Annotated in this window: 8 protein-coding genes; 2 read left to right on the forward strand and 6 right to left on the reverse strand. The window is 73.8% G+C overall.

Features of this window, described 5'->3' with window-relative positions:
* Window positions 1-21 precede the first annotated feature (21 nt).
* The 3 genes from BJ998_RS37235 to BJ998_RS37245 are packed head-to-tail and all read right to left on the reverse strand — an operon-like array spanning window position 22 to window position 3,190.
* Window positions 22-1,047 carry a carboxymuconolactone decarboxylase family protein gene (locus BJ998_RS37235; RefSeq protein WP_184867974.1) on the reverse strand — a complete coding sequence of 342 codons (1,026 nt, stop codon included), beginning with the start codon at window positions 1,045-1,047 and terminating at the stop codon, window positions 22-24.
* Window positions 1,047-2,663 (reverse strand): FAD-dependent oxidoreductase, encoded by a 1,617-nt coding sequence (locus tag BJ998_RS37240; protein ID WP_184867975.1) that lies wholly within the window; start codon window positions 2,661-2,663, stop codon window positions 1,047-1,049. The genes BJ998_RS37235 and BJ998_RS37240 overlap by 1 nt, the downstream gene beginning before the upstream one ends.
* A complete protein-coding gene (locus BJ998_RS37245; RefSeq protein ID WP_184869183.1) occupies window positions 2,660-3,190 on the reverse strand; it encodes a DUF5987 family protein in 531 nt (176 codons plus the stop codon). The genes BJ998_RS37240 and BJ998_RS37245 overlap by 4 nt, the downstream gene beginning before the upstream one ends.
* A 457-nt stretch (window positions 3,191-3,647) precedes the next feature.
* Here BJ998_RS37245 and BJ998_RS37250 point away from each other — a divergent pair, with 457 nt between their 5' ends.
* On the forward strand, window positions 3,648-4,424 hold the full coding sequence (locus BJ998_RS37250) for a helix-turn-helix domain-containing protein (protein WP_312890504.1): 777 nt from the start codon (window positions 3,648-3,650) through the stop codon (window positions 4,422-4,424).
* 19 nt (window positions 4,425-4,443) lie between these two features.
* Here the strand turns inward: BJ998_RS37250 and BJ998_RS37255 are convergent, their stop codons facing one another.
* From BJ998_RS37255 to BJ998_RS37265, 3 genes are read right to left on the reverse strand one after another with little or no spacing between them, the layout of a single operon-like run.
* Window positions 4,444-5,775, reverse strand: coding sequence for a cytochrome P450 (locus BJ998_RS37255; RefSeq protein ID WP_312890505.1), 1,332 nt, complete (start codon window positions 5,773-5,775; stop codon window positions 4,444-4,446).
* Window positions 5,772-6,755: a DUF1702 family protein gene (locus tag BJ998_RS37260; protein ID WP_312890506.1), complete on the reverse strand. Its 984-nt coding sequence runs from the start codon at window positions 6,753-6,755 to the stop codon at window positions 5,772-5,774. The genes BJ998_RS37255 and BJ998_RS37260 overlap by 4 nt, the downstream gene beginning before the upstream one ends.
* Before the next feature lie 11 nt (window positions 6,756-6,766).
* Window positions 6,767-7,738, reverse strand: coding sequence for a DUF1702 family protein (locus tag BJ998_RS37265; RefSeq protein WP_184867976.1), 972 nt, complete (start codon window positions 7,736-7,738; stop codon window positions 6,767-6,769).
* A 216-nt stretch (window positions 7,739-7,954) separates the two neighbouring features.
* Here BJ998_RS37265 and BJ998_RS37270 point away from each other — a divergent pair, with 216 nt between their 5' ends.
* Window positions 7,955-13,708: a type I polyketide synthase gene (locus tag BJ998_RS37270; RefSeq protein WP_184867977.1), complete on the forward strand. Its 5,754-nt coding sequence runs from the start codon at window positions 7,955-7,957 to the stop codon at window positions 13,706-13,708.

The raw sequence follows: 13,708 nt of genomic DNA on the forward strand, positions 1-13,708 counted from the left end.
CCTCCTGTGTGGACGGTCGGGTCAGGTCGGTCGGCCCAGCCAGCTGCCCACCCGCCGCGCGGCGGTCAGGCTGCTCCAGGACGCCAGGCCGACCAGTGTGGCGTCTCGCGGGTCGGTGCGGCGGAACTCGGCCACCACCTGCTCGTCGACCTGGTACGGCGCGAGCGCGACCAGCAGCGCGAGCCGACCGGCGGCCCGGTCGGCGTCGGGGCAGTCGAGCAGTGCGGTGTCGACCCAGCCCCGGCTGATCCCGCGCGGCCGGCCGTCCCAGGCGGCCAGCTCCGCCTCCACCAGGGCCCGCACCGACTCGGGCACGGACTGCCGGCCGATCTCGTCGCCGGCGGCGTACACCCGGGAGAAGGCGTCGGTGAGCACCGGGCTCCCCTCCGCCCAGCCCAGGTCGGCCGGCGGCGGCGCGGGCGGCAGCAGGGACAGCGAAGTGCCCGGGGCATGGCGGGCGAGGGCCGCCGGGCGGAGGAACCGGCCGAGCGTCCGCAGCACCAGCGGTCGCACCCGGGCCGGCACCTGGGCCGGCACGGGGCTGTCGTCGAGGAACACGGTGACCATGCGGTTGATGTAGTGGAACACCACCGCCACCGCGGCGTGGTCGGGCAGCGCGGCCGGCCGGGCCAGCTCGCGGCGGCCGGTGTCGTGGGCCCAGCCGGCCAGCCGGCGGACCTCGGCGTCCTGGATCCGCTCCAGCCGTCCGGCGGCCAGCAGCCGGCCGACGCCGTCCGGCGCCAGGCCGTGCAGCGTGGCGCTGTGCACCGCCACGCAGTACGGGCACGCATTGCCCAGCGACACCGCGGCCGCCACGACCTCCTTGTCCCGACGGGACGCGGAGGTCGTGACGACCAGGGACTCGCGCAGCATCACCCAGCCGGCGGCCAGCGCCAGCGGGTGCGGCGAGTGCAGCGTGATCGGCGGCGCGACCAGGCCGAACTCGCGTTCCACCTCGCGGTAGACCGCCTGGTCGGGCACCGGGCTGACGTAGCGGATCCGAGCGGGCCGCCGGCGCAGCACCGCCCGGAGGAGCGCTCCGCTCATCACGGCAGGGACGCGCCGTAGCTGACCGCCACCCCGCGCTGCCTGGCCGCCCGCACGATGCCCGGGACGGCCCGCTCGGCCAGCGCCGCGATGGTCAGCGCCGGGTTCACGGTCAGCGCGCACGGCACGGCGGAGCCGTCGGTGACGAAGATGCCCGGGTGGCCGCGCAGCTCGTGCCGGTCGTCCAGGGCCGAGGTGGCCGGGTCGTCGCCGATCCGGCACGACGCCAGCGGGTGCACCGTGTACGCGCCGACCACGTCGTTGCTCCACGGCAGCACGGTCGCCAGCCCGTCCCGTTCCATGATCTCCTTCACCTGCGCGTCGGACTCGGCCCAGCCGCGCAGCGTGTTCTCGGTCGGCCGGTACCGGATCGGGCCGCGGCCCAGCATCTGCTGGGAGATGCGGAACGCGTTGCCGGTGGGCGGGGGAGCGCCGAACTCGCCCTCGTTGTCGTCCTCGGACATGGTGAACGTGGTCAGCCAGGACTGCCACCGCCGCAGCAGCTCCTTCTTCTCCGGGCCGAACCAGGTCGGCCCGTCCGGGCCGGGCACCTGGGCCAGGATGGTGCCGAAGCCGGGCGGGAAGTACAGCTGCTCCAGGCTGAACCGGGAGTACTCGGGCAGGCTGCCGTCCAGCCGGTCCCAGCTGGCCACGCACGGGCCCTTGCCGACCTGGTTGGCCCGGAAGGCGCTGCCGTCGGGCCGGCTCACGCCGAGCAGGTCCCGGGCCTTGTCCTCGTCGATGACGGCGGTGTTCAGCCGCTCCCCGTTGCCGGAGAAGTAGCGGCCCACCGCGTGCGGCATCGCGCCCAGCTCGGCCTCCGAGCGCTGGAGGATCACCGGGGTGGCGCCGGCGCCGGCGGCGAGCACCACGATCTTGGCGTCGATCGCGCCGGAGCCGTTGGTGAGCCGGTAGTCGTCGTCGTGGATGACGTTGTAGTGCACCCGGTAGCCGCCGTCGTCGGTGCGCGCGATCCGCTGGACCTCGTGCAGCGGCCGGATCTCCGCGCCGTTGGCGATCGCGCCCGGCAGGTAGTTGAGCAGCAGCGACCGCTTGGCGTCGAACCGGCAGCCGGCCATCATCCAGTTGCAGTTGGTGCACAGGGTGTTGTCCACGGCCGCCGGCACCGGGTTGGCGGTGTGCCCGGCCCGCGCGCAGGCGGCGGCGAACAGCCCACCGGCGTAGGTGACCGTGTTCCAGTCGTTCCGGCTGACCGGCAGGGCCTGCTCGACCCGGTCGTACCAGGGGTCGAGGGCGGCGCGGTCGATGGTGGCCGGCCACATGCGGCGGCCGATGCTTCCCTTGCGCTCGAACACGAACGACGGCACGCGCGGCATGGCGGCGAAGTACACGACGCTGCCGCCGCCGACGCAGTTGCCGCCCAGCAGGGCCATTCCGTCGCCGACCACGAAGTCGAAGATCCGCGTGTACGACGAGCCGAGCATGAAGTCGTGCTCGAACTCGTCGCTGCGCAGCCACGGCCCGCGCTCCAGCACGACCACCCGCGCGCCGCCGGCGGCCAGGTGGTAGGCGGTGATCGCACCGCCGAAGCCGCTGCCGACCACCAGGACGTCGGTCTGCTCCACGGCGAATGATTCGCCCGCAGGCTCGGTCATGCCAGGCTCCCGGAGGCGGTGGTGTCGGGGTGCAGGTCGGCCAGCGGGCGGCCGTAGGAGTAGGCCGGGAACCGCCACAGGCCGTCCGGATCCGGGGCGGCGAAGCCCATCGTGGCCAGCCCGACGTGCCCCTCGGCGATGGCCTCGGTGGTGTGCCGGTGCGCGGCGGTGTCGAAGGCCATGTTGCTGAACAGGGCCAGCGCCACCCAGCCGTCGCGCTCCGGGTGGTCCGGCCCGGTCAGGGCGCGGACCAGGGCGCTGCGGTCGTCGAAGGCCAGCGCCACGAACGCCGGCACGTCCCCGTCCAGGTCCCGGCCGTGCTCGCGCGCGTACGCGGTGGCGTGCTCGTTCAGCATCCGGGCCAGGTCGGTCAGGCCGCCGGCCACGCCGGCCGCCGGGGTCTCCAGCAGCTCGATCGCGCCGGCCACCACGGCCCCGCCGCCGGACGCCGCGCCGGCCACCGACCGGTCCGCCGGGAAGCGCTTCTCACCGGGCACGATCGTGTCGGCGAACGCCTCCAGGGTCATCGTCCTGGCCACCTGTTGCTGCGCGGTTCCCGGGTCCACGGCTATCCCTCCGAATTCGGCAATGGCCCGTCCCGCCATCCGTTCCTCGTATCCATCCGTATCGAAACCGTAGGTACGAGTTCTGAAACAGGACTATCGGCCCCAATGATTTAAGGGAGCTTCGGATGTGATCGTTCGGGTCTATCATCAGTGACGGAAACGGCAGGTCGCACCTCCGGGATTGCGCTGGTCGGATCAATGAATGCTCTGTTCGGGTGGTGACACAACGTATGTCAATTACCGCATTTACGTCACCGTGACCGCTGTTCGAACTTCCTTGCACGGCCATGGAGCCACTGGTAATGTCCGAATCCGAGGCATTGGAATCTGCGCCGCACTGTTTTGGACGGCGGTATACGAGCCGCAACACTCACATTGTCGACGCCGTGTCCGATGTGTGCGCGAAAGGGTGATCGCGGTGGGGGAGAATAGCGATGATCGGGTTGGCGCGGAGATGCGGGACGTGGTCGGCCGGGCCGTCGAGGTCATGCGGGAGCAACTCGGCCACCAACTCACGGTGGACGACCTGGCCCGGTCGGCGATGTTCAGCCGATTCCACTTCTCGCGGATATTCCAGCGGGTGACCGGCGTTTCGCCGGGCCGCTTCCTGTCCGCGCTGCGGCTCCATGAGGCCAAGCGGCTGCTGCTGGCCACCTCGGACAGCGTGACCGACATCAGCTACCAGGTCGGGTACCACAGCGTCGGCACGTTCAGCGCGCGCTTCCACAGCAGCGTCGGCCTGTCGCCGAGCGCCTACCGGCAGGCCGGCGGCTTCACCACCATGGTGTCGACCGAGCCGCGCGCCCGCAGGCGGCCCGGCTCGGCGCTGGTGCACGGGCGGCTGCGCAGCACCGAGGCCGACGAGACCGGCGTGATCTTCGTGGGGCTGTTCCCGGAGCCCGTGCCCCAGGGCCAGCCGGTGTGCGGCACGATCATGGCCGAGCCGGACCACTTCCTGCTGACCGACGTGCCGTCCGGAACGTGGTACCTGGTGGCCAGTTCCGTGCGCACCGCCTACGCCGCCGGGACCGAGCCGGAGCCCTTCGTCGCCGTGACCGGGCCGGTCACCGTGCACCCGTGCGCGGTGCTGTCGGTGGACCTGCCACTGCGCCGCCGGCGCGCGGTCGATCCGCCGCTGGTGCTGGGCCGGCTGACCGTGCCCGCGCCGACACCGTGCTACGGGGCCGCCAGCTGAGAACCCGGCGGCGCCCGCGTCACCGCAGCGCATGGACCCGCATCGGCAGCCCGCCGCGGATCCGCAGCGACAGCATGGGTTCCGGCACCACCCGGTGGCCCGGCACCGCGTCCAGGCGCAGTCGCCGGGAGACCATGGCCAGCACCATCGTGGCCTCCATCATCCCCAGGCTGTTGCCCACGCAGAACCGCGGCCCGGCCCCGAACGGGATGTAGGCGTACCGGGGCCGGCCCGCCGACCGGTCCGCGTCGAACCGGTCGGGGTCGAACCGCAGCGGATCGGACCAGAAGCCGGGATGGCGGTGCAGCGTGTACGGGCTGACCAGCACGTCCGCGCCGGCCGGCACGTGGTAGCCGCCGATCTCGTCGTCCCCCTGGGCCAGCCGCGGCAGGATCCAGACCGGCGGGTACAGCCGCATCGCCTCGGACAGCACCGAGCCGGTGTAGCGCAGCCGGGCCAGATCGGTGTACTCGGGCAGCCGGTCGCCCAGCACCTCCACCGCCTCGGCGTGCAGCCGCTCCGCCACCTCGCGGTGCTGGCCGACCAGGTGGAACGTCCAGCCGAGGGTGCTGGCCGTGGTCTCGTGCCCGGCCAGCAGCAGCGTCACCAGCTCGTCCCGCATGCGCTGCTGGCCCACCTCGGGGGCGACGATCAGCCGGGACAGCACGTCGTCCCCGCCCGGCCGCTCGCCGTCGGCGGCGACGCGCTCGGCGACCAGGCTGTCGACCACGTGCTGGAGGTAGCGGCGGGCACGGCGGAACCTGAGCTGCCGGGGCAGCGGCAGCCAGGCCGGGACCATGCCCAGCGTCACCATCTCGAACATGGCCTGGTCCTGCACGGACTCGAAGGCCCGGTCCACCGAGCCGAAGGCGCCGAGCTCGGCGTCCAGCAGGGTGTGGCCGAGCACGCCGAGCGTGAACGCCGTCAGCTCACGCAGCACGTCCACCGGCTCGTCGCGCGGCGCCGCCAGCCGGTCGACCAGGCGGGCCGCCTGCCGCGCGACCGTGCCGGCCTGGGCGGAGATCCGCTTGTGCGCGAACGCCGGCTGGATCATCCGGCGCTGTTCCCGCCACAGCTCGCCCTCGCTGGTCAGCAGGCCGTCGCCGAGGGCCCGGCGGGCCTGGATCAGGCCGATGCCCTTGTGGTAGTTGCCGGCGTTGTCGGCGAGCACGTGCTTGACGTGGTCGGGGTGGTTGAAGAAGTACAGCGCCTTCGGGCCGAGGGCCACGTGCGCCGCGTCGCCGTACGCCATCAGGCCGGTCATCATCGCCAGCCGGTCGCCGGCCAGCTGGCGCAGCAGGCGTGGCGACGCCGACCGCGGCGGACCCGGCGGCCGCCGGTGGGCGGTCACCGCGCGGCCCGCCGCGTTTCGGCGAACCGCCGCGCGACCGCCTGCCGCCAGCGCTCGTAGGCCGGCACCTCGCCGTCCACCACCGGATCGGGCAGCAGCTCCTGGGTGACCGCCGCGGCCAGCTGGGGGGTGGTGCCGCAGAACACCTCGGTGGCCACGGCCGTGTGCGGCACCAGGATGTCGGCCCGCACCCGGGCCTCGGCGGCGAAGGCCGAGCCCTGCGCGAGCTGCGGGCGGTATGCCCCGGCGCGGTCGGCCAGCGCCCGCAGCTCGGCCGCGGTGACCCCGCCGGCGAAGGTGGCGGCCAGCCCGACCCCGGCGTACAGGTCGGCGTGGCGCGCCTCGGGGAACTTCTCCAGCAGCCCGGTCACCACGTCCACATCGGTGCCGCCGACGAACCACAGGGCCCGGCCGATGCCCTGGTCGATGGCGCGGTCGGCATACCAGGCCGGACCGCCGCGCGGCCACGGGAAGTTCGGCTGCCGGTAGTGCTTGCGCACGTACCGGTCGGTGTGGAAGTAGGCCTGGTGGAAGCCGTAGCCGTCGAGCACCAGCCAGCGCAGCAGCGGATCGGTGCGCTCGCTGTCGGGCCAGCGGAACCGGGGCAGCCGGGCCATCGCCCAGCCGACCCCGCACTGCGCGATGTAGTGGTGGTTGCGGGCGGTCGGGCCGGCGAGGAACTCGGCCACGTGCCGGTTGCCGCCGACCGGCAGGCCGTCGCGCACGGCGAAGCCCATCGCCGCGCCCTCGTAGGCGAAGCCGCGCCACTGCGCCGGGAGCTCCTCCAGCCGGTCCTCCACGTCCTGCCCGGTGGACGCCTCGGCGGCCTCGCCGTAGCCGTCCAGGAACACCCGGCCGATCGTCTCCAGCAGCTGCTGGGCGTCCAGGTTCTTGCGGTGGAACCCGCGCACGTCCAGGCGCACCGCCGACACGTTCGGCGTGAGGATGCGGCGTCGCAGCGACCGCAGGATGTTCGGCACGTCAGCTCTCCTCAGTCCTCGGCGATGCGGTCGCGCACCCGGCGCCGCCACGTCTCGTAGTTCGGTGTCGGTCCGCCCTCGGGCTCCGTGACGGCGGTGTCGTCGGCCAGGGCGCACGCGGCCGGCACGGTCAGCCCGGCCAGCACGCCGACTCCCAGCTCGCTCTCGGGCGGCACGGTGCCCGAGAAGTGCCGGGCCTTGGCCGCGAACACCGCGCCCTGGCCCAGTTCCCGCCGGTACTTGCCGGCGGCGGTGCGCAGGGCGGTGAGCCCGTCGGCCGGACAGCCGCCGGCGAAGGTCGCGGCCAGCCCGACGCCGGCCCACAGGTCGGCCCGGCGGTGCTCGGCGAACCGGTCCACCGCCGCCGCCACCCCGGCGGGCTCGGCGCCGTGGATGAACCACAGGGCCCGTCCGATTCCCTGGTCCACGGCGCGAGGGAAGTACTCGGGGCAGCCCAGCCACGGGTAGTTCGGGCCGACCCACTGCTCGTCCACCCAGCGCGGGGTGTCGAAGTAGGCGCGGTCGAACCCGTACCCGTCCACCGCGAGCCAGCTCATGACCGGGTGGTAGGGCGTGCCGGGCAGGTCGGGCAGCACCTTGCGCCACAGCATCCGGGGCAGCCGGGCCATGGCGAACCCGATGCCGATGTAGGCCAGGAAGATGTGCCGCTGTCCCGGCCCCAGCAACAGCTCCTGGGTCCGCCGGCCGCCCGGCCCCATCGCGTCCCGCACCGTGCACGCCATGGTCGCGCCCTCGTAGCCGAAGCCGCGCAGGCCCGGTTCCAGCAGTTCCAGGCGACGTTGCAGCTCCCACTGCGAGCGCACCTCGATGCCCCACTCGAAGCCGCAGATCACCGCCTGCGGCACCGCTTCCAGCGTGGCGGCGGCCGGCGCGGCGGCCCCCGGGAAGCCACGGCGTTCGAACGTCACCTCAGCCAGCGCCGGAGTGAGCAGCCGTCTGCGCACCGAACCCAGCATCGGCATCGTCCCCTCGTCTCACCGCTCCCAGCCGTGGCCCCATCGTCTGGGTCCGCCGGGAGGGTCCGCACCTCGCAGCTTGCCGTGATCGTCCCGCCGGAAACCGGGCCGCAGCGTCGAAGAAGCGTCCGGACGGCCCTGTGCGGCAGGCTCGCTGGAGGCAACCGGCGCAGACTTCACTTCGGGATGTGGGCTGTACCCCGTTCCCAGAATCGGTGGAACATGAGCAACGAGCGGATAGCGATCGTCGGTATCGGACTTCGTTACCCGGACGCCGGTTCTCCGCGCGAACTGTGGGAGAACGTGCTGGCGGGGCGCTGTGCCTTCCGGCGGCTACCCGACGAGCGGATGAACCACGCCGACTACTACTCGGCCGATCCGGCGGCGCCCGACCGGTTCTACTCGCGCAACGCCGCGGTGTTGCGTGACTTCGAATTCGACCGGGTGCGCTACCACATCGCCGGCAGCACCTACCGGTCCACCGACCTCACGCACTGGCTGGCCCTGGACGTGGCCGCGGCGGCGCTGGCCGACGCCGGCTTCCCGGACGGCGTGGGGCTGCCCGGCCGCGGCACCGGCGTGGTCATCGGCAACAGCCTCACCGGTGAGTTCTCCCGCGCCAACAACCTACGGCTGCGCTGGCCGTACGTGCGGCGCGTGGTCGCCGCCGAGCTGGCCGGCCGGGGATGGTCCACAGAGGACACCGGATCGCTGCTGCGGGACATGGAGTCGCGGTTCAAGGCCCCGTTCCCGGCGGTCGACGAGGACACGCTGGCCGGAGCGCTGTCCAACACCATCGCCGGCCGGATCTGCAACTACTTCGACTTCGGCGGCGGCGGGTACACAGTGGACGGAGCCTGCTCGTCCTCGCTGCTGTCGGTGGCCACCGCCGCCAACGCGCTGGCCCAGGGGGACCTGGACGTCGCGCTGGCCGGCGGCGTGGACCTGTCCATCGATCCGCTGGAGGTGATCGGCTTCGCCAAGACCGGCGCGCTGGCCACCGGGCGGATGAAGGTGTACGACCGGGACTCCAACGGGTTCTGGCCCGGTGAGGGCGCCGGCATGCTGGTGCTGATGCGGGAGCGCGACGCGCTGGCCGCCGGCCGCCGGATGTACGCGGTGATCACCGGCTGGGGCGTGTCCTCGGACGGCCGCGGCGGCATCACCCGGCCGGAGGCCGCCGGCCACCGGCTGGCGCTGGAACGCGCCTACCACCGCGCCGGCTACGGCATCCAGACCGTGTCCTACTTCGAGGGCCACGGCACCGGGACCGCGGTCGGCGACCCGACCGAGATCGAGGCGCTGTCCTCGGCCCGCCGCGCCGCCGACCCGAGCGCGCCGCCGGCCGCGCTGGGCACCGTCAAGGGCAACTTCGGGCACACCAAGGCCGCGGCGGGCGTGGCCGGCCTGATCAAGGCCACGCTCGCCGTGCACCACCAGGTGATCCCGCCGGCCACCAGCCACTTCGACCCGCACCCGGTCCTGGGCAAGGAGGCCGCCGCGGTCTACGTGCCCACGAGGGCCGAGCCGTGGCCGGCGGGCGTGGCGCTGCGCGCCGGCGTGTCGGCGATGGGCTTCGGCGGCATCAACACGCACGTCGCTGTCCAGCAGGCGCCCGGGGTGCTGCGGCGGACGGCGCTGGACGAGCGGACCACACAGCTCGTGGCCGGCCGCCAGGACGCGGAGGTGCTGCTGCTGGACGCCACCGACCGCGCCGCGCTGCGCGAGAGGGTGGACGGCCTGCTCGGCTTCGTCGGTCGGCTGGCCTTCGCCGAGCTCACCGACCTCGCCGGCCAGCTGGCCGGCGAGCTGTCCGGCGGACCGCTGCGCGCCGCCGTCGTGGCCACCGATCCGGAGCACGCCGAGCGCGGCCTGGCCCGGCTGCGCGAACACCTCGACGACCCCCAGGCCGAGGTGTTCGCGCCGGACGAGGGCGTGTTCCTGTCCGCCGCGCCGACCCCGCCGCGCATCGCGTACCTGTTTCCCGGCCAGGGTTCCGGTCGCGGCGGGGCCGGTGCCCTGCGCGACCGGTTCCCGGCCGCCGAGGAGATCCTCTCGACGGTGCGGCCGGGCGCCGACCAGGTCGCCACCGAGGTGGCCCAGCCGCGCATCGTCAGCGGTTCGCTGGCCGGGCTGCGCGTGCTGCGGGACCTGGGGCTGACGGCCGACACCGCGGTCGGGCACAGCCTCGGCGAACTCACCGCGCTGCACTGGGCCGGCGCGCTGAACGAGGCTCAGGTGCTGACCCTGGCCGGGCTGCGCGGACGGGTGATGGCCCGGGACAGCCGGGCCGGCGGCACGATGGCGGGCCTGGCCACCGGCCCGGACCGGGCCGAGCAGCTGGCCGAGGGCGAGCCGGTGGTGATCGCGGGCTACAACGGTCCACACCAGACGGTGCTGTCCGGCCCGGCCGACGCGGTGGACCGGGTGTGCGCCAAGGCATCGGCCGCCGGGGTGGGAAGCTCCCGGCTCGCCGTGTCGCACGCTTTCCACTCGCCGCTGGTGGAACCGGCCGCGACCGCGTTCGCCGGCCATCTGTCCGAAGTGGACTTCGCGACGCCGGGTGGCGGGGTTTACTCCACGGTGACCGAGAAGGAGCTCGATCCGGCCACCGATCTGCGTGCGCTCCTGCACGACCAGATCCTGCTGCCGGTGCGGTTCCACCAGGCGGCGGCCGCGGCGGTCGCCGAGGCCGACCTGGTGCTGGAGGTCGGTCCAGGGCGGGTGCTCACCGGGCTGCTGAAGGAGATCGCGCCGGAGCGCCGCGTGCTGCCGCTGGACACCGACCACGCTTCGCTGGCGCCGCTGCTGCGGGTGATCGGCGCCGCCTTCGCGCTGGGCGCGCCGGTCCGCGTCGACGCCCTGTTCGCCGGCCGGCTGCTGCGGCCGCTGCCGGCCGACGGCGCGATGAAGTTCCTGACCAACCCGTGCTCGGCCGCGCCGGAGTTCGACCTGGCGCCGGAACTGCTCGCACCGGCCGAGGACGACGAGGTGGCCGAGTCGGTGGCGCCGGCCGGCGTCTCCACGTTCGCGTTGCTGCGCAACCTGACCGCCGAACGGGTGGAACTGCCGCTGGACACCGTCACCGAGCAGACGCTGCCGCTCGACGACCTGCACCTCAGCTCGATCACCGTCGGACAGATCGTCAACCAGGTCACCAGGGAACTCGGCCTGCCGGCGCTCGCGGCGACGCCCAACTTCGCCACGGTGTCGTTGGGGGAGTTGGCGACCATCATCGACGACCTCGCCGAAACCGCCCATGACACCGACGACAGCACCGTCGTGCCGGGCGTGGCGCCGTGGGTGCGGCCGTTTCGCGTCGACTACGTGCCGACGCCGCTGGAGACCGTGCCTACCAGCGGCCCGCCCGGCGACTGGGCCGTGCACACGCCGGCCGATCACCCCGTGGCCGCCCCGCTGGCCGAGGCGCTGGCCGCGGCCGGCATCGGCGACGGTGTGTTGCTGTGCCTGCCGGCAGAATGCACCGAGCAGCACGCGGGCCTGTTCCTCGACGCCGCCCACGCGGTGCTGGCCGCGCCCGCCGGCACCCGGTTCGTCGTGCTGCAGCAGCGGTTCGGCGCGGCCGGCCTGGCCAAGACGCTGCACCTGGAATCGCCGGGCACGCCGACCACCGTGATCAGCGTGCCGGACGTCATGACGATCGTGATCCCGCAGCTCGTGGCGGATGTCGCCGCCACGACGGCTTTCCAGGAGGTGCGCTACGACGAGTCCGGAGGCCGAACCGTGCCGGCGCTGCGCGTGCAGCCGGTGGCCGACGCCTCGGGCACGCCGCTGACCTCGCAGGACGTGCTGCTGGTGACCGGCGGCGGCAAGGGCATCACCGCCGAGTGCGCGTTCGCCGTGGCCCGGGACTCCGGCGCTCGGCTGGCCCTGCTCGGACGATCGGATCCGGCCGAGGACGCCGAACTGGCCGCCAACCTGGCCCGCATGGACGCGGAAGACGTGCGTTACCGCTACGCGCGGGCCGACGTCACCGATCCGGCTCAGGTGCGGGCCGCCGTGGACCAGTTCCGGGCCGAGCTCGGCGAGGTGACCGCGATCCTGCACGGCGCCGGCCGCAACGAGCCGACCGCGCTGGCCAACCTCACCGAGGAGGCGTTCCGCGCCGCGCTGGCCCCGAAGGTCGGCGGCCTGCGCGCGGTGCTGGCCGCCGTGGACCCGGACCGGATCCGCCTGCTGATCACGTTCGGCAGCATCATCGGCCGGGCGGGCCTGCGCGGCGAGGCGCACTACGCCTGCGCCAACGACTGGCTGACCGAACTGGCCACCGAGTTCCAGCGGGCGCACCCGGCCGCCCGGGTGCTGGCGCTGGAGTGGTCGGTGTGGTCCGGGGCCGGCATGGGGGAGCGGCTGGGCGTGGTGGAAGCGCTGCTGCGCGAGGGGATAACCCCGATCTCCGCCGACAGCGGCATGGCCGTGCTGCGCCGGCTGCTGGCCGACCCTTCGACGGGGCCGGTGCTGGTGGTGGCCGGGCGCTCCGGCGACCTGCCCTCGTTGCCGCTGGACCGCCCGCCGCTGCCGCTGCGCCGGTTCACCGACCGGGTGCTGGTGAACTACCCGGGCGTGGAACTGGTCTGCGAGGCCGACCTCTCCGCCGGCTCCGACCCCTACCTCAGCGATCACCAGCTGGACGGCGACCTGGTGCTCCCGGCGGTGCTGGGCATGGAGGCCATGGCCCAGGTCGCCTCGGCCGTCACCGGCCTGACCGGTTCGCCGGTGCTGTCCGACGTGGAGTTCCCACGGCCGGTGGTCGTCCCGCTCACCGGCACGACCACCATCAGGGTCGCCGCGCTGGTCACCGGCGACGGGGTGGTGCAGGTTGTGCTGCGCAGCGAGGAGACCGGGTTCAGCGCCGACCACTTCCGGGCCACGCTGACCTGGCCGCGGCCGGAGCCGGCCGGCGGCTCGACGCCCGACCGGGCGGCACTGCCGGCCGTCCCGGTCGACCCCCAGGCCGAGCTGTACGGCGAGGTCCTGTTCCAGGGCAAGCGGTTCCAGCGGGTGGTGGCCTATCGGAAGGTCAGCGCCCGGCATGCCGTCGCCGAGCTCTCCACCCAGTCGGTTGCCCCCTGGTTCGCCGCCTTCCTCCCGCAGGAACTGGTGCTGGCCGATCCGGGCAGCCGAGATGCGGCGATGCACGGCCTCCAGGTGTGTGTCCCGGACGCCACCCTGCTGCCGGAGCGGGTGGACCGGCTGTACCTGGCTCCTGACACCGTCGCCGACCGTCTGGTGCTGGATGCCCGGGAACGGGCCCAGGACGGCGACCGCTACACGTACGACGTCGACCTGTACGACCCGGACGGCTCACTGGTCGAGCGGTGGGTGGGCCTGGTCCTGCACGCCGTCCGCAAGCGTCACGGCGCCGGACCGTGGGTGCCGGCCCTGCTGGGCCCGCACCTGGAGCGCACCCTCGAGCACAAGCTCGGCGGCCGGCGGGCCGTGGTCGTCGAACCGGATCCGGTGGACGCGGACCGGCGGGTGCAGACCCGACTGGCGGCCAGCCGGGCCGCCGGTGCACCGCTGCGGGTGCACTACCGGCCGGACGGACGGCCCGAGACCGGCCGTCCCGACCTGCTGATCTCCAGCTCCCACGGCGCCGGCCTGACCATGGTCGTCGCCGGGGCCGAGCGGCTGGCCTGCGACGTCGAGACGGTCGTGGACCGCACCGAGCGGGACTGGGCCGACCTGCTCGGCCCCGACCTGGTCGCCGTGTGGGACCTCGTGAGGGCCGAGGCCGGCGACTCGCCGGCGGTGGCCGGCACACGGGTGTGGAGCGCGATGGAGTGCCTGCGCAAGGCCGGCTCGACCACGCAGGCGGTCACGGTGCGGCGGACGGACGCCGACGGCTGGGTGGTGCTGGCCGCCGGCGACGCCGCCATCGCGACCTGGACGACCACCCTGCGGGACCGCCCCGAGCCGGTGGTGTTCGCCGTGTTGGCCGGAGGGGGAGGCTGA

This window comes from Kutzneria kofuensis, from assembly GCF_014203355.1.
Classification (GTDB): domain Bacteria; phylum Actinomycetota; class Actinomycetes; order Mycobacteriales; family Pseudonocardiaceae; genus Kutzneria; species Kutzneria kofuensis.